General features: G+C 44.6%; 13 protein-coding genes, 1 other RNA gene and 1 other annotated feature. Of the genes, 13 read left to right on the top strand and 1 reads right to left on the bottom strand.

Features of this window, described 5'->3' with window-relative positions:
• The first annotated feature begins 14 nt into the window (after window positions 1-14).
• From secDF to dtd, 8 genes are all read left to right on the top strand, one after another.
• Window positions 15-2,276 (top strand): protein translocase subunit SecDF, encoded by a 2,262-nt coding sequence (gene secDF, locus D0463_RS12860; protein WP_117307794.1) that lies wholly within the window; start codon window positions 15-17, stop codon window positions 2,274-2,276.
• A gap of 39 nt (window positions 2,277-2,315) precedes the next feature.
• Entirely contained in the window at window positions 2,316-2,528 is a 213-nt protein-coding gene (locus D0463_RS12855; protein ID WP_117307793.1) for a hypothetical protein, read from the top strand.
• Window positions 2,529-2,984: 456 nt separating this feature from the next.
• Window positions 2,985-3,272, top strand: a complete 288-nt coding sequence (locus D0463_RS12850; RefSeq protein WP_117307792.1) for a LapA family protein — start codon at window positions 2,985-2,987, stop codon at window positions 3,270-3,272.
• Window positions 3,273-3,347: 75 nt separating this feature from the next.
• Window positions 3,348-5,696 carry a single-stranded-DNA-specific exonuclease RecJ gene (recJ, locus tag D0463_RS12845; protein ID WP_117307791.1) on the top strand — a complete coding sequence of 783 codons (2,349 nt, stop codon included), beginning with the start codon at window positions 3,348-3,350 and terminating at the stop codon, window positions 5,694-5,696.
• Window positions 5,687-6,199: an adenine phosphoribosyltransferase gene (locus tag D0463_RS12840; RefSeq protein WP_117307790.1), complete on the top strand. Its 513-nt coding sequence runs from the start codon at window positions 5,687-5,689 to the stop codon at window positions 6,197-6,199. Before recJ ends, D0463_RS12840 begins: the two co-directional genes overlap by 10 nt.
• 241 nt (window positions 6,200-6,440) lie before the next feature.
• Complete coding sequence (gene pyrB / locus D0463_RS12835) at window positions 6,441-7,400, top strand: aspartate carbamoyltransferase (protein ID WP_117307789.1); 960 nt, start codon at window positions 6,441-6,443, stop codon at window positions 7,398-7,400.
• Between the two features lie 261 nt (window positions 7,401-7,661).
• Window positions 7,662-9,857, top strand: coding sequence for a RelA/SpoT family protein (locus D0463_RS12830; protein WP_117307788.1), 2,196 nt, complete (start codon window positions 7,662-7,664; stop codon window positions 9,855-9,857).
• 12 nt (window positions 9,858-9,869) lie between these two features.
• Window positions 9,870-10,310, top strand: coding sequence for a D-aminoacyl-tRNA deacylase (gene dtd, locus D0463_RS12825; protein ID WP_117307787.1), 441 nt, complete (start codon window positions 9,870-9,872; stop codon window positions 10,308-10,310).
• 942 nt (window positions 10,311-11,252) lie between these two features.
• Here dtd and D0463_RS12815 read toward each other — a convergent pair.
• Entirely contained in the window at window positions 11,253-12,593 is a 1,341-nt protein-coding gene (locus D0463_RS12815) for an N-acetylmuramoyl-L-alanine amidase family protein (protein WP_160118428.1), read from the bottom strand.
• Between the two features lie 170 nt (window positions 12,594-12,763).
• Between D0463_RS12815 and D0463_RS19630 the strand changes: the two genes are divergently transcribed.
• The 5 genes from D0463_RS19630 (at window position 12,764) to D0463_RS12795 (ending at window position 17,921) form a co-directional block, all read left to right on the top strand.
• Window positions 12,764-12,940, top strand: a complete 177-nt coding sequence (locus D0463_RS19630) for a hypothetical protein (RefSeq protein ID WP_174234328.1) — start codon at window positions 12,764-12,766, stop codon at window positions 12,938-12,940.
• Window positions 12,941-13,021: 81 nt separating this feature from the next.
• Window positions 13,022-13,255 (top strand) — a binding site (T-box leader).
• 212 nt (window positions 13,256-13,467) lie between these two features.
• On the top strand, window positions 13,468-14,739 hold the full coding sequence (hisS, locus tag D0463_RS12810) for a histidine--tRNA ligase (protein ID WP_117307784.1): 1,272 nt from the start codon (window positions 13,468-13,470) through the stop codon (window positions 14,737-14,739).
• A 13-nt stretch (window positions 14,740-14,752) separates the two neighbouring features.
• The gene (aspS, locus tag D0463_RS12805; protein WP_117307783.1) at window positions 14,753-16,528 is read left to right on the top strand and encodes an aspartate--tRNA ligase; all 1,776 of its coding nucleotides are present in this window, start codon (window positions 14,753-14,755) and stop codon (window positions 16,526-16,528) included.
• Window positions 16,529-16,580: 52 nt separating this feature from the next.
• Window positions 16,581-16,766, top strand: a non-coding RNA gene (gene ssrS, locus D0463_RS12800) — 6S RNA.
• Window positions 16,767-17,078: 312 nt separating this feature from the next.
• A complete protein-coding gene (locus tag D0463_RS12795; RefSeq protein ID WP_117307782.1) occupies window positions 17,079-17,921 on the top strand; it encodes a manganese catalase in 843 nt (280 codons plus the stop codon).
• Window positions 17,922-17,943: the final 22 nt, after the last annotated feature.

Below are 17,943 nucleotides of genomic sequence, written 5' to 3'. Positions count from 1 at the left end.
GGCCTTATACAATAATGGTAAAAAGAAGCAGGATCGTTGCGTTTTTCCTCATTATAATTGCTGTATTCGCAACGATTGGCACAACTTCAACAGGAATTTTGAACAATATTAAACTTGGCCTCGATTTACAAGGCGGCTTCGAGGTTTTATATGAAGTGAAGCCAGAAGACGGCGAAAAGAAGGTTACACAGGAAACGCTTAGCAGCACCGCCCAGGCACTGAGCAAGCGTGTCGATGTCCTTGGTGTCAATGAGCCGAATATACAAGTTGAAGGAGAAGACAGAATTCGCGTCCAGCTCGCGGGGGTAACGGACCAGAACAATGCCCGTGAAATCCTTTCGACTCAGGCAAAATTAAGTTTCCGTGATTTCAATGATAAAGAAATGATGACAGGGGCAGACTTGGCAGAGAACGGCGCTAAGCAGACCTTCGATGAAAATAATCGTCCGGTTGTCGAAGTCACCTTGAAGGACCCGCAAAAATTCAAGCAAATCACCGAACAAATTTCGGCCATGCCGCCACCAACCAACGTCCTGGCCATCTGGCTTGATTTTGAAGAAGGAAAAGACAGCATTCAAAAGCCTGAAACCACAGATAATATGATTTCAGACCCTACTGTCAGAGAAATATTTGACACGAATAAAGTAATCATTACCGGCCAATTTACGATAGAGGAAGCAAAGGAACTGGCAGACCTGTTAAATGCAGGGGCACTGCCGGAAGAACTAAAAGAAGTATACTCTACTTCGGTCGGAGCTAAATTTGGGGAGCAAGCGTTAAATGAAACGATCTATGCCGGCATTATCGGGATTGCCCTTGTGTTTGCATTCATGCTCTTCTATTATCGTTTCCCAGGATTTATTGCTGTTATCACGTTGGCAATATATATCTATCTAACTTTATTGGTATTCGACTGGATGAATGCCGTTTTGACACTCCCAGGGGTTGCGGCCCTGATCCTCGGGGTCGGAATGGCTGTCGATGCGAATATCATAACGTATGAGCGGATCAAAGATGAACTGAAGCTCGGCCGCTCTGTCCGTGCCGCCTATAAAGAAGGAAATAAAAACTCGCTCGCTACGATTACGGATGCCAATTTGACTACGCTTTTGGCGGCTGCCGTATTGTTCTTTTATGGGACAAGTTCTGTAAAAGGCTTTGCGACAACATTAATCATCAGTATTTTGATGAGTTTCATTACGGCTGTTTATGGAACCCGTTTATTCATGAGCCTCTGGATCAACAGCAGAGCCTTTGATAAACACCCATCATGGCTGGGTGTAAGGAAGAAGGATATCCATGATCTCGCAGAAGCGAAGGATGTCACGGAGCTTCCTACCCGGTTTGATCGGTTCGATTTTGTAAAGAAAAGAAAATGGTATTATACTTTTTCTGCCGCGATAACGGTTATCGGGATCATTTTCCTGTTCATCTTTAAGATGAATCTTGGTATTGATTTTACAAGCGGAACAAGAATCGAATTTACCTCTAATGAACCGTTGACTCAAGAGACAGTAAAAGAGCATTTGGATGCATTGGACTTAAATAGCGAAGATATCGTTATCTCTGGGGATAATCAAGAAACTGGAGTAGTCCGCTTTAAAGGCGTTCTGGATAAAAATGAAATTGCCGAAGTCAAGGATTACTTCCATGATGAGGTAGGAGATGATGATACGAATATCAGCACCGTATCTCCAACGATCGGAAAAGAATTGGCTAAAAATGCGATTTATGCCATACTGATTTCGTCTCTCGGTATCATATTGTACGCAACGATCCGATTTGAATGGAGAATGGCTGTGCCGGCAGTGATTTCACTGCTGCATGACGCATTCTTCATTATCACGATATTCAGCGTGCTGCGGTTGGAAGTAGATTTGACCTTCATCGCGGCGATATTGACGATTGTCGGGTATTCCATCAATGACTCGATCGTTACCTTTGACCGGGTCAGAGAAAATATGCGTAAGAAGAAGAAAATCAAGACGAATGAAGAACTTGAAGAGATTGTCAACGTAAGTATCAGACAAACTTTGACCCGTTCGATCAATACGGTGTTGATGGTAATCATCACGGTTGCCGCCTTGATGATTTTCGGAAGCCCGTCCATCGGCAACTTCTCAATCGCTTTACTTGTCGGCTTACTTTGCGGCGTATACTCTTCCCTATACATCGCTACCCAATTATGGCTTGACCTCAAGCGAAGGGAACTGAAGAAAAAGGGAGTCCTCATCACCTACAAAGAAAAAAAACCGAGCCAAGAAGCTCAGGTGTAAGTATTATTAAGACCAATCCGCGATTTGGATTGGTCTTTTTTGATGCGCGACATCGGGATGGTCACTGCGAAATCGTATCTGGAGAAACTCCGCTACAAAACAGAAATTTTCCGCGCACGAAATCCGGCCCGGCAACAAAATGGAGATTTAGGCAACGAAATCTGGCCATGGCAACAAAACAGAAATACCGGCAACGAAAGTCCACGTTGCGGCAACAAAACTGGTAAACCCGGAAACAAAAAGGAGATTTAGGCAACGAAATCTAACTCTGGCAACAAAACAGAAATTCCGGCAACGAAAGTGCACGTTGCGGCAACAAAACTGGTGAACCCGGCAAGAAAATCGAGATTTAGGCAACGAAATCTAACTCTGGCAACAAAACAGAAATTCCGGCAACGAAAGTCCATGTTGCGGCAACAAAACTGGTGAACCCGGCAACAAAATGGAGATTTAGGCAACGAAATCCGGTCCTGGCAACAAAACAGAAATACCGGCAACGAAAGTGCACGTTGCGGCAACAAAACTGGCGAACCCGGCAACAAAATCGAGATTTAGGCAACGAAATCTGGCCCTGGCAACAAAACAGAAATACCGGCAACGAAATCCCTGCAACAAATCCGTAACCGACCAAATGTTTGATAACTATAAATAAAAGGGAATAATCATAAAAAATTAACGTACTGAGATAAAGAAGAAAGGAGACGAATCATGAAATTCCAATGGATATTTCTGCTGGGCATCTTATTTGCAATCATTGTCTCAATTTTCGCTGTCATTAACGTCGATTCGGTGACGGTTAATTACTTGTTTGGTACCGCGGAGTGGCCGTTAATCCTGGTGATTCTTGGGTCTGTTTTAATGGGTGGCTTTATCGTTTTTTCCATTAATATCGTCAAGATCTACACATTAAGGAGAAAAATAAAGCAGCAGGAAAACATCATTGATGATTTTGAATCAAGGCCTGGCGTGTTATCACGGATGAACCCGCCGTCGTAGAAAAAAATACGGAAAATAATTAAATTGAAACCCCTCTGCTCCTTTTGTATAATAGTTGAGTTGAGGGGTGAATTCATGTTAAAGGCAAAAACCCGGTGGCACGTCCAGGCGGCCGATGAAAAAGTGGTAGAAATGTTGGAGAAAGAACTACAGATAACACCTCTGGTTGCAAGGTTATTAGCAAATCGTGGGATTCATACAGTTGAAGCAGCGCGATCTTTTTTATTTATAAATGAACAGGCTTTTCATGATCCATTTTTGATGAAGGATATGGATAAAGTCGTAGCACGAATACATCAAGCGATTGAAGCAGACGAGAAAATTCGCATTTTTGGCGATTATGATGCGGATGGTGTCAGCAGTACGACTGTCATGATCGAAACTCTTACGCAAATGGGAGCGAATGTTGATTTTTATATCCCGAACCGTTTCACCGAAGGGTATGGGCCGAATGAAAAAGCATTCCGGCTTGCCGCGGAAGAGGGTGTGAAGTTACTGATTACGGTCGATACAGGCATTTCAGCGCTCGATGAGGCCGCGCTCACAAAAGAGCTCGGCATTGATTATATCATCACTGACCACCACGAGCCTGGTCCTGAGCTGCCGCAAGCTCTGGCGATCATCCATCCGAAGCTTGAAGAAAGTACATATCCGTTTAGGGAGCTTGCCGGGGTAGGAGTGGCCTTCAAAGTAGCGCATGCCCTGCTTGGGGACCTGCCCGAACATTTATTGGAGATCGCTGCGATTGGGACGATTGCCGATTTGGTGCCGTTATATGGGGAAAACCGGCTGATTGCGGCTAGGGGTATTCAGCAGCTACGCCATACTAAACGTCCGGGGTTGCTCGCGTTATTTAAAAAAGCGGGCATCGAGCAGGATACATTGAATGAGGAGTCAATTGGTTTCGGAATGGCTCCAAGGATTAACGCCGCGGGAAGGCTCGGCGCCGCAGATCCGGCCGTGGATCTGCTGATGGCCGCAGATAGCGCAACAGCTGCAGAACTTGCAGCTGATATTGATTTGTTGAATAAGGAACGGCAGGCTCTCGTGGCAGAAACTGCGCAAGAAGCGATTCGTGAAGTAGAAGAAAACTTTCCGCCGGATGAAAACGGCGTTCTTGTAGTCGGCAAGGAAGGCTGGAATCCCGGTATTATCGGAATCGTGGCCTCGAAGCTCGTTGAGCGGTTCTACCGGCCGACCATCGTATTAAGCTATGATACCGAAAAAGGCTTGGCAAAAGGTTCAGCCCGCAGTATCGAAGGCTTTGACATGTTTAGGAATCTCTCGACATGCCGGGATATCCTGCCTCATTTTGGCGGACACCCGATGGCCGCGGGGATGACGCTTAAGTTAGAAGACGTCGAAGATCTACGGAACCGTCTAAACAGTCTTGCCCAAGAGCAGCTGACTGCTGAGGATTTCACGCCCGTAACCAAGCTTGACGGAGCGACAGCGATTGAAGACATTTCCATTCAGTCCATCGAAGAAATGAGTCAGCTTGCACCTTTCGGAATGAACAATCCGAAGCCGAAAATTTTAATTGAATCGGCGGGACTATCCGGGATCAGAAAGATTGGCACCAACCAAAATCATCTTAAGGTTCAGCTTGGAGACAGCAGTGTTTCTCTGGATGGTGTCGGCTTTGGGTTGGGCTATTTATATGAGGAAATTTCTCCACTTTCCAAAGTATCAGTGATCGGCGAGCTGGCCATCAATGAATGGAATAATATCAGAAAGCCGCAAATTTTTCTGAATGATATGTCCGTCGACAGCTGGCAGCTATTTGACTATCGAGGCATAGACCGGTTCGAAAAATGGATGCCGCAGACAAATCATAAGGTCATTATTTTTTCAGAAGAAACGATCAAACATTTTCCATTTCTAGAGGAAAATGATGCATTGGTGCATATAAAAAATGAAGAAGATGCCCAAAATGTAAATATAGACGGCTGCCATGTTGTTTTATTAGATATACCGCCATCAAAAGGCTTGCTCGAGCATACATTAAGAGATAAGCAGCCTGCCCGAATATATGCCCATTTTCATCATGAGCAGGATCACTTTTTTAGTACGATGCCAACGCGCGAACACTTTAAATGGTTTTACGCATTTCTGGCGAAAAGAGAGTCTTTTGATTTAACCAAGAATGGAGATGAGCTCGCTAAATACCGGGGATGGTCGCGGGATACGATCAATTTTATCTCACAGGTGTTTTCTGAGCTTGATTTTGTTACAATAAACAATGGACTGATTTCGCTCAATAAACAGGCAAACAAACAGGATTTGAGTGATGCCCCGTCTTATCAGCGAAAACAAGAACAATATGAGCTTGAAAAAGAGCTTCTTTATTCTTCTTACCAGCAATTATTTGACTGGTTTAATACATTAGTAGCCCTCGAGGAGGAAACAAAGCAATGGACTTAAAGCAATATATTACAATTGTGCCCGATTGGCCGAAGCCCGGGATTAAGTTTAAAGATATTTCTACATTGATGAACAACGGGGAAGCGTACCGCTATGCAACCGATCAAATCGTAGAATACGCACGTGAAAAACAAATTGATATTATCGTAGGTCCAGAAGCACGCGGCTTTATCATCGGATGTCCTGTCGCATACTCCTTGGGTATCGGTTTCGCACCGGTAAGAAAAGATGGAAAACTTCCAAGGGAAACGATAAAAATGGACTACGGCCTCGAATATGGCAAGGACGTATTGACCATCCATAAAGATGCCATTAAACCGGGACAGCGTGTGTTGATCACCGACGACCTTCTTGCAACAGGTGGAACAATCGAAGCAACCATTAAGCTTGTAGAAGAGCTCGGCGGAATCGTTGCCGGGATTGCTTTCCTAATCGAACTTACATATCTGGACGGCAAAAACAAACTGGATGGATATGATGTATTGTCTTTAATAAGTTTTTAATCACAAAGGCAATTTTTTGAAAAAATCATTGCAATAAAAACTTGGCTGTGTGATAATTTCAGTAATTATATACGGAACTACCTTTAATTTAGTCCAGAGAGACTGACAAGGTAAGTAACTTATTTTATTGGGGATTGGTATGTCCACCTTTCCTTTAAGTTACCCTTGCTGTAAAAAGCTTCTTGTCTTCTCTAAGGCAGGGAGCTTTTTTGTTTAAAAACTTATCAACCAGGGGGAATTTATGATGGAAACGTATCATGTATTAGGAGCCAAGCAATATAACCGCGCCTCACTGAGTCAACTATTTCAGGCAGCAGATAAAATGGAGCAAGTGGTAAAAAGCGGCGGCAACGATCAATATGCAAACAAAATTATGACGAGCCTTTTTTTCGAGCCAAGCACGCGCACGCGTCTGTCCTTTGAATCAGCGATCAGCCGTTTGGGTGGAAAAGTGATTGGTACAGAAAATGCCTCCCGGTTTTCTTCCGCGACTAAAGGGGAGACACTCGAAGATACGATCCGCGTTGTGTCTGAATATTGTGATGTCATTGTCATCCGCCATACGGATATTGGAGCAGCTGAAAGGGCGGCTGCCGTGGCAACGGTACCCATCATAAACGCAGGAGATGGAGGGGGAGAGCACCCTACCCAAGCATTGCTTGATGTCTATACGATTCAAAAAGAACTGGGCCGGCTGGATAATTTGAATGTTGTCATGGTCGGGGACCTCGCCAATGGGCGTACCGTGCACTCCCTATCCTATATGCTGGCAAATTATCATAATGTTCATATATGCTTTACAGCTCCCAAAAATGTCCAGATTCCCCCTTATGTAAAAGAGTTTTTAGATAAACAGGGTGTATCCTACTCAGAGGAATACGACTTGAAAAAAGCGGTAAAATCAGCTGATGTTGTCTATCAAACACGTATTCAAAAAGAACGTTTCTCCTCAATGGAAGAATACGAATTGGCTTATGGAAAGTACATCATTGATGATGAACTTCTTACTCATATGAATAAAGATTGCGTGATCCTCCATCCGCTGCCGCGTGCAGGAGAGATCGAGGCCACCGTAGACAAGGATCCCCGCGCCGCCTATTTCCGCCAGGCAGAGAACGGGCTATATATCCGGATGGCCTTGCTTGATAAGTGCTTTCAATCAATGGTCTGTGAAAAGCAACCTGACTTATTGACTGTATAATCTGCTTAAACAGTTTCATAATAACGTAAATGGCCAGTCTCAAAAGACCGGCCATTTTCATTTCCAATAACATTTCTTATTCTTCGACAAAGTTAGCAAATTCAGGGTATTGTAACAGGTAGGCAAGAAATAAGCTCTTTATCCTTTACATCTCATACTTTTTTCCCGATAATAGAAACAATAATGTTTTTTTTAATAAAATATTTTTAAATAGATTGGCAGGTGCCAATCGGACTCTGATCAGGATAAAAAGGTGATTGAATGGCTAATGATCAAATAATGACCGCCGAACAGGTTGTTGATAGGGCAAAGGTATATCTTCAGCAGAATGATGCTGAATTTATTTATAAAGCGTATAAATTTGCTGAGTATGCCCACCGTGAACAGTTCCGTAAATCCGGCGAACCATATATAATCCATCCCATTCAGGTCGCCGGAATTCTGGCAGATCTGGAAATGGACCCTTCTACAGTCGCTGCGGGTTTCCTTCATGATGTAGTAGAGGATACTGAGGTGACGCTAGAGGACATTGAACAAAGCTTCAGTCCGGAAGTTGCGATGCTTGTTGACGGTGTAACCAAGCTCGGGAAAATTAAATATAAGTCACAGGAAGAGCAGCAGGCCGAAAACCATCGGAAAATGTTTGTGGCGATGGCGCAGGATATCCGGGTTATTTTGATAAAACTCGCCGATAGGCTTCATAATATGAGGACTCTCAAGCACCTGCCGCACGAAAAGCAACGGAGAATCTCCAATGAAACGCTGGAGATCTTTGCACCGCTTGCCCATCGTCTCGGGATCAGCAAGATCAGGTGGGAGCTTGAGGATACGGCGCTCCGTTATTTAAACCCGCAGCAATATTATCGTATCGTCAACCTTATGAAGAAAAAGCGCGCCGAGCGTGAGCAGTACTTGGAAGATGTTATTGAAGAAGTGAAGAAAGGTGTGGCCGAGGTAAACTTAAAGGCCGAAATCTCAGGGCGCCCGAAGCACATCTATAGCATTTACCGTAAAATGGCGCTCCAAAATAAGCAATTCAGTGAAATCTATGATTTGCTGGCCGTCCGTATTGTTGTTAACAGCATTAAGGATTGCTATGCGATTTTGGGAATCATCCATACTTGCTGGAAGCCGATGCCTGGCCGCTTTAAAGATTATATCGCGATGCCAAAACCAAATATGTATCAATCCCTGCATACAACGGTGATCGGCCCTAAAGGCGACCCGCTTGAAGTGCAGATTCGGACAGCGGAAATGCATCGTATCGCTGAATTCGGGATTGCCGCGCACTGGGCTTATAAGGAAGGCAAAGAAATAAATGAGTCGGCCTCCTTGGAAAATAAATTAACCTGGTTCAGGGAAATTCTTGAATTCCAGGATGATACGATAAATGCAGAAGAATTTATGGAATCCCTTAAAATTGATTTGTTCTCGGACATGGTGTTTATTTTTACGCCAAAAGGAGAAGTGATCGAGCTTCCAGCTGGATCGAACCCGATCGACTTTGCTTACCGGATTCACTCAGAAATCGGCAACAAAACAATCGGTGCCAAAGTTAACGGCAAAATGGTCCCACTTGACTATAAGCTGAAAACCGGTGACATCATTGAAATCCTGACATCGAAGCATTCATACGGACCAAGCCAGGACTGGCTGAAGATGACCCAGACTTCCCAGGCGAAAAATAAAATTCGTCAATTCTTTAAGAAACAGCGCCGTGAAGAAAATATCGAAAAGGGCAAGGAAATGGTCGAAAAAGAAATCAAAAACATGGATTTTGATTTGAAAGAAATCTTGACCTCCGAAAACCTGAAACGGGTAAGCGAAAAATTCAACTTTTCCAATGATGAAGATATGTATGCAGCTGTCGGATACAACGGCATAACCGCGATCCAAATCGCCAATCGTTTAACTGAAAAGCAGCGAAAACAAAAAGAAATGGAACAAGAACCAACCATTTCAGAGGCCGTTTCAGAAAAAAGATCACTCCATGCTGTTAAAAGAAGAGAATCCGGCGTACGTGTCCAGGGAATTGATAACCTGTTAATCCGTCTATCAAGATGCTGCAACCCAGTGCCTGGCGATGATATTGTCGGCTTTATCACAAAAGGCCGAGGCGTTTCCGTCCATCGGGTGGATTGCACGAATGTAGAAGGAAACGAAACCGAAAACCGGTTGATCCCTGTCGAATGGGAAAGCAGCTTAAATGAACGAAAAGAGTACAACGTTGACATCGAAATTAACGGCTACGACCGCCGCGGTTTGCTGAATGAAGTACTGCAGGCTGTCAATGAAACGAAAACAAACATTTCTGCCGTATCAGGAAAATCCGATCGAAACAAAATGGCGACCATCAATATGTCGATTTCCATTAATAATATCAGCCACCTGCAGAAGGTAGTTGAGAGAATTAAACAAATTTCGGACGTCTATGCAGTAAGAAGGATCATGAACTAAGGAGTTATATCCATGCGAGTTGTAGTGCAACGTTCTAAAGAAGCCAGAGTCCTCGTAAATGGCGAAACCGTCGGCGAAATCGACCACGGATTGGTGCTGCTTGTAGGCATCACACATGGGGACAATGCCGAGGATGCGACATATGTCGCCGATAAGATCACCAACTTACGCATTTTTGAAGACGAAGATGAAAAAATGAATCTTTCCCTGCTTGATAAAGGCGGCTCGATTCTCTCCATTTCTCAATTTACTTTGTACGGCGACGTCCGCAAAGGCAGACGGCCGAACTTCATGGAGGCTGCCCGGCCGGAAGAAGCCAACCCGGTATATGAAATGCTGAACGAAGAATTCCGAAAAAAAGGAATCAACGTCCAAACCGGCATCTTCGGGGCAATGATGCAGGTACAGCTAACCAATGACGGCCCGGTAACGCTGATTGTCGAAAGTAAATAAAATTTAAGTTTAGTGAGTCCTTGCCCGCTTAGAAGCGGCAAGGATTTTTTGTTGGAGAAGAGAGCACGCATGCTTGATGAACGCTCGTAAGTTTTACTTATCGCTCATAAATCTGGTTAATCGCTCATAAAATTTGATAATCGCTCATAAATCTGGATAATCGCTCATAAATTTGTATAATCGCTCGTAAATTGAGATAGTCGCGCGTAAATTAGGGTTATCGCTCGTAAATCTGGTTAATCGCTCATTTAATATTTATTAGTTGTTTTGATCCTAATGAAATGGCTACATAATGAAACAAGGCCTTACTATCAAAAAATTGATCAAATTTAAGTGTTCGATGATTAGAAATTGTGCTCGAAATCCGAATTTCTGCTCGATAATCCGAATTTCTGCTCGATAATCGAAATTTCTGCTCAATCATCCGAATTTGTGCTCGATGATCTGAACTTCTGCTCGATAATCTAAATTTGTGCTCGATAATTCGAATTTGTGCTCGATAATTGAAATTTATGCTCGATAATCCGAATTTCTGCTCGATGATCTGAACTTCTGCTCGATGATCCGAATTTGTGCTCGATAATCGAAATTTCTGCTCGATAATCGAAATTTCTGCTCGATCATCCGAATTTGTGCTCGATAATCTGGATTTCTGCTCGATAATCTGAATTTGTGCTCGATAATCCGAATTTCTGCTCGATGATCGAAATTTCTGCTCGATTATCCGAATTTGTGCTCGATAATCTGAATTTCTGCTCGATAATCGAAATTTGTGCTCGATCATGCGAATTTGTGCTCGATATTGGAAATTTCTGCTCGATGATCTGAACTTCTGCTCGATAATCGAAATTTATGCTCGATAATCCGAATTTGTGCTCGATAATCGAAATTTCTGCTCGATAATCTGAATTTGTACTCGATGATCTTAATTTCTGCTCGATCTCACCTAAAATAACTCTCAAGCCCCGCAAAAATAGCATCAGATACGTCTTCCTGGTACCGTTCAGAACTTACGGTGGACTCTTCCCCAGCGTTACTCAAATACCCTAACTCAATGAGAGCAGCCGCGCGCTGATTTTCCCTGATTACATAATAGTCGCCAAATCTGTAGCCTCTGTTGACGACCTGTAAAGAGGAGCCGAGCGATTTATTGATGCTCGCTGCGAGCGATTTTTGATAGGAATGATAATAATAGGTTGTGACACCGCTGACCAGCTGATTTTTTGCATGGTCATAGTGCAGGCTTATATAGGCGTCGGCGTTATGCCGGTGAGAAACTCCGACGCGTGTCGGCAGCGATAAATAGTCATCGGCATTCCGCGTGAGGATTACGGTTGACCCTGCCGTTTCCAGCTTGTCCTGCAACAGCAAAGCCGTGTGCAGCGTCAGATTCTTCTCCAGTGTGCCATTTACACCTTTCGTGCCGCGATCCTTTCCGCCGTGTCCCGGATCGATGACAATTAATTTATCAGAGAGGTATTGCTCTGCGCCAGTTTTTTTCATTTGCGTCGTTTTTCCTGTAATCGAAACAACCCAGCCGGCTACATATGCCGTTTGGCCATTTTTAAGCCGAATCTTATACCAACCATTGCTGGCGGCGGCGATAATGGGAAATTTCTCTCCTACATCAGTCCTCGAAATAATCCGGGAATGGACATCGGGGCTGCTTCTTAAATGGGTCCCATTTTGCTTAATGACAACCTCACCATTTAAGGGTGTCTCTTTAACTTGTTTTTGTTCCTCCGAAATGTCCCCGGAAAAACTGATATACTCTTTATTTATCCAGCCGTATGCGGATTTATAGGAAACTTTTAGCCAATCGCCTTCTGCGGTTACAATCTTAATCTTGCTGCCCTTGGCAATTTTTCCGCGCACTTCTCCGTCAAGCGAAGCGTGCGTGCGGACATTGATTGTGTCAGTAACCATGCCGTGTGCTGGGATTTCCTTGTTTTGATTAATAAAAATGGACTGTTGACTGATAAAGTCTTCAGAAATCCAGCCTGTTAGTTCATCGTTTTTTATTTGAGTCCATTTCCCCTGGCGCTCCAGAATTTCAACGCTGCTGCCTTGTTTTACAGAACCCGCGAGGTTATATCTCGTATCGGGCCCGGTTCTTACCCGCACATCATCGGTTATAATGCTGCCCCGCCCGATTGCCCGCTTGTTTAAGACCTCTTGTTTTACAATTACTTCGCTAGTGCCCTTTGCTTCGGCCAATGGATAAATGGTGGAAGCAAGTACGAGGGAACAGAGGGACAAGCTGCTTTTCTTCAAAAAACTCAAGACCATCTCCCCTTATAAACTGTCTGTGCGGTTATACATTTTCGATTTCTTTTATAAAAACCCTCCCATTTTATGAAAATAAATCGGCGATTAGGAAAGAATAGTCAATAAGACGCATGTTCCTCTAGACAAGAAGGAACTAATCGGAGACTTTTATAGGGGGATTGGTTATGAGATTTAGTGAAAAAGGCGAGACGAGCCTGAACGGAGAGAATCAGCTGCATGGTGTTGATTTTCATGACTTCATCCAAAAAGAGCAAGGGGCGAACTTAGTCGAATTGGCTTCGGAATTCGGCCTGAATATGAGGGATGCCAGAAAACTGAAAAAGAAATTGAACAGATCGTAATGAATGAGGAGAATTAGTGAAATGTTCTTGACATTTTAAATAACCGTCCGTATTATAGTAAAGATATAATACATACTGATCTTAGAACCGATGATGGGGAATAGTAATTAAGATCCACATGAAAAGAGAGGAAATGCCGCTGGCTGAAAACATTTCCGCATGTGCCTTAATGAAAGAACACTCCGTAGGCTTCGCTCTGAAAAGGATTCCTTAGTAGGAGATGAACGTAAGCAGGCGTTAACTGTACTTGAGCGGAAGCATGCTAGCATGCTTCAATTAGGGTGGCACCACGGGAATACAACTCTCGTCCCTTGTAACGATTCGTTACAGGGGACCGGGAGTTTTTTTGTTTGGGTGCTAAGCGAAAAATGCGTTTCGCTTAAATGAACTGTTTTTTCGCTTGAATCGTCCCTACTTTCGCTTAAATGACCTGACTTTTCACTTAAATGACGGAAGCTTTCGCTTAAATCACTATAAATTTCGCTTAAATTAAACAAACAGCCTTTGCGCAAAGAGGAGGAACCATAATGTCGATTCAAATGCCGCGCGGAACCCAGGATATTCTTCCAGGGCAGTCCGAAATTTGGCAGTACATCGAAAATGCTGCCCGGGATTTATGCAAAAGATATCAATACAAAGAAATACGTACACCGATCTTCGAACATACTGATCTATTCCTGCGGGGTGTCGGTGATACGACCGACATCGTCCAGAAAGAAATGTATTCGTTCCAGGACAGGGGCGGACGTGATATCACGCTTCGACCGGAGGGAACAGCGGCCGTCGTAAGGTCATATATTGAGCACAAAATGTTTGGCTGGGCTAATCAGCCTGTAAAACTATTTTATTTCGGCCCGATGTTCCGTTATGAGCGCCCGCAGGCAGGCCGCTTCCGCCAATTTGTACAATTCGGCGTCGAGGCCCTGGGCAGCGCCGATCCTGCTATCGACGCAGAGGTGCTTTCATTAGTCATGAGTTTATACCGGGAGCTCGGATTAAAGAAGCTCAAGCTTGTTATCAACAGCTTGGGGGACAAGGAAAGCAGAACCAACCATCGAAACGCATTGATCGATCACTTCGAACCGCGTATCGGCGAGTTTTGCAGCGATTGCCAAAATCGGCTGAAGAAAAATCCGCTCCGAATCCTGGATTGTAAAAAAGACAGAGACCACGAGCTTATGAAAACAGCACCATCAATCATTGACTATTTAAATGATGAATCAAAAGCTTATTTCGAAAAGCTGCAGAAACATCTGACAGATCTAAATATTGAGTTTGTCGTCGACCCGGCCCTTGTACGCGGTCTGGACTATTACAACCACACGGCATTTGAAGTCATGAGCGAAGCGGAAGGCTTTGGTGCGATTACGACACTTTGCGGCGGCGGCCGCTACAACGGCCTTGCTGAAGAAATCGGCGGTCCGGAGACTCCGGGAATTGGCTTTGCGTTGAGCGTAGAGAGATTGATTGCCGCACTGGAGGCCGAAAAAGTCGAGCTTCCAATTTCAACAAAAATCGATTGCTATCTCGTTTCTTTAGGAGAAGCGGCAAAAGATTACACCGTCAAGCTTGCGTATCAGCTAAGGAACGCCGGATTTACCGTCGAAAAAGACTATCTGGACAGAAAGGCAAAAGCCCAATTCAAATCGGCCGACCGTCACAAGGCACGATATGTCGCTATTCTCGGTGATGACGAACTAGAACAGGAGAAAATTAATGTAAAAGATATGGAGACGGGCAACCAGACAGAAGTTGATCTTACTTCATTTGTTGACGAATTTAAAAAGCTGCAGGCTTAAGGAGGAATACGGAATGTTTGGTAGATCATATTTCTGTGGAGAAGTGACCGAAACAGCTATCGGGGAAAAAGTGACCTTAAAAGGGTGGGTCCAAAAACGAAGGGATCTTGGGGGGTTAATTTTTATTGACCTAAGAGACCGTTCAGGCATCGTCCAGGTTGTATTCAATCCGGATATATCAAAGGAAGCGCTCGAAACAGCGGAAACGATCCGCAGTGAGTATGTTCTGGAGATTGAAGGAACGGTAATTCTCCGGGAAGAATCCAATGTAAACAAAAATATCTCCACGGGAAAAATCGAAATACTGGCAGAGTCCGTGAACATCGTAAATGAAGCGAAAACCCCTCCATTTGCTATCACTGACAGGACCGAAGTATCAGAAGATATCCGTTTGAAATACCGGTATATGGACTTAAGACGACCGGTGATGTTTGAAACGCTGAAAATGCGCCACCAGACGACAAAGGCCGTCCGGGACTATCTCGATGGCGAAGGCTTTCTCGATATCGAGACCCCGATTTTGACGAAAAGCACACCTGAGGGGGCACGGGACTACTTAGTGCCAAGCCGGGTGCACGACGGGGAATTCTACGCGCTCCCACAGTCGCCGCAACTCTTCAAACAGTTATTGATGGTTTCGGGAGTCGAGCGTTATTATCAAATTGCCCGCTGTTTCCGGGATGAAGATTTACGTGCGGACAGACAGCCGGAATTTACCCAGATTGATATTGAAACTAGCTTTATGAGCCAGGAAGATATTATGTTCCTAGCAGAAGAAATGATGGAAAAAGTCATGAAAGACGTCAAAGGTTTGGAGGTTACCCTTCCATTTCCAAGGATGACCTATGACGAAGCAATGGGCCGCTATGGTTCGGATAAGCCTGATACACGCTTTGCGATGGAGCTTATCAATGTGTCCGAACAGGTGGCAGAAAGCGGCTTTAAGGTTTTCTCCGGGGCGGTCGAAAGCGGCGGAGCGGTAAAAGTGCTAAACGTGAAAGGCGGCGCCGCAGATTACTCTCGGAAAGACATTGATGCATTAGGTGAGTTCGCGGCGGTGTACGGTGCAAAAGGCTTGGCGTGGGTAAAAGTGGAAGCGGACGGATTCAAAGGACCGATTGCGAAATTCTTTGACGAACAAGCCCAGCAAAATCTGATGCAAGTGACTGAGGCATCTGTTGGGGATCTATTATTGTTTGTCGCTGATAAGAAAAGTGTTGTCGCCGATTCCCTTGGCGCTCTTCGCTTAAAGCTCGGAAAAGAAAGAGGGCTTATTGATTCAAGCAAATTCAACTTTCTATGGGTCGTCGACTGGCCGCTATTGGAATATGATGAAGAAGCCGGCCGCTATTTTGCCGCTCATCATCCGTTCACAATGCCTGCAAGGGAAGATCTTGGAAAGCTTGAAACGGATCCTGGCAGCGTTCGGGCACAAGCTTATGACCTCGTATTAAATGGCTATGAGCTCGGCGGCGGATCACTGCGTATTTATGAACGCGAGATCCAGGAGAAAATGTTTGAAGTGCTTGGCTTTTCCGCTGACGAAGCGAATGAGCAGTTTGGCTTTTTGATGGAAGCCTTTGAGTATGGCACTCCACCGCATGGGGGAATCGCACTCGGTTTGGACCGCCTTGTAATGCTGCTGGCGGGACGTACGAACCTCCGGGATACGATCGCCTTCCCGAAAACAGCAAGCGCAAGCGACTTGCTCACTGATGCGCCGGGAGTAGTAAGTGAGGCCCAGCTGGAAGAGCTTCATCTCAAATTAGCGACAAAAAAACAAGCATAATTTCCCATATAGGTTCGCTGGAATCTGTGATATGATATTCCCAAGTTAGATAAGAGTCCTGATGTGTACGTTCTTTAACCTATAAGTTTTGACCGAACACTTATAGTTACGGGAGCCCACGTTTCCGGGCTACGTAAATGCCTCTAAAGCTTGAGGACTTACAGATGTGCGGAACAGAGCACCCACCTGCGGAGAGCGGGTTCAAAACAAAGGAACAAACGGCACAATTGGGACTCTTACATTTTTATGGAACACAATAAAAAACCCAAATTTTGAACACTTTGAACAAGTGCTTGAAATTTGGGTTTTTTTGTATTTTAGAAAATGTGAATTTTCGCTACAAAAACGGACATTGTTCTACAACATGCAAATTTCCGCTACAAAACTGCTTATTTACACGGGTAACGTGGCTAAATGATCAGGTGCTTAAAAAGGTTTTTAGTATTCTAATTTACTAAAATAGGCATTTGCCTGTGGGCAATTATCATTCATCTTCATACCATGACTTAGTGAGAGTTATGCTAAAAAACTTGGGAAAGAAGTGTATAAGATGTTTTATCATATTAAAGAGCTTCAATACGATGCGGTTCCAAGCCGTCCTGATCCGGCATTCGCAAGAAAACTCCAGGAAATTCTCGGCGGGCAGTTTGGCGAAATGACGGTAATGATGCAATATCTTATGCAAGGCTGGAATTGCCGGGCGGAACAAAAATACCGTGATTTGTTGCTGGATACAGGGACAGAAGAAATTTCCCATGTTGAAATCGTGTCGACTTTGATTGCCCGGCTTCTGGATGGCGCTTCTGCAAAGGAACAGGAAATGGCTGCCGCAGATCCTCTGTTGCACGCTGCTATGGGAGGAATGAGCCCGCGGCAGTTAATTGTTTCCGGTCTGGGCGCATTGCCTGAAGACAGCGAAGGGGTTCCGTGGAATGGCCGCTATACGGCAGCGAGTGGAAATTTACTTGCCGATTTCCGCGCCAACCTGGCCGCTGAATCGCAAAGCAGGCTTCAAACGGTAAGGTTATACGAAATGTCAGACGATCACGGCGTGAAGGATACACTAGCATTTCTGATTGCCAGGGATACGATGCACCAAAACCAGTGGATGGCGGCGATCGCGGAGATAGAGGCAAAAGAAGGCAAAGTCGCACCGGGTACCTTTCCTAAGGAAAGAGAAAGACGGGAGTTCTCCTATAAATTCTTTAACCTTTCCCGTGGCGAAGAAAGCAGTAAAGGCCGCTGGGCTTGCGGACCGTCAATGGATGGCTGCAGTGAGTTTCAATATGTCCAACAGCCACAACCTTACGGAGAACCCGCGTTTCTCAAACCGGCGCCTTATTCAGTGCATGACACACCGCCAAGCCCGCTGCCCAACCCGAATAAGTGCTAAGGCAGTTAGTTCTCGATAGGTA

Source organism: Bacillus sp. V59.32b, from assembly GCF_003429085.1.
Lineage (GTDB): Bacteria > Bacillota > Bacilli > Bacillales > DSM-1321 > Peribacillus.
This window is presented reverse-complemented; position numbering and strand designations above follow the sequence as displayed.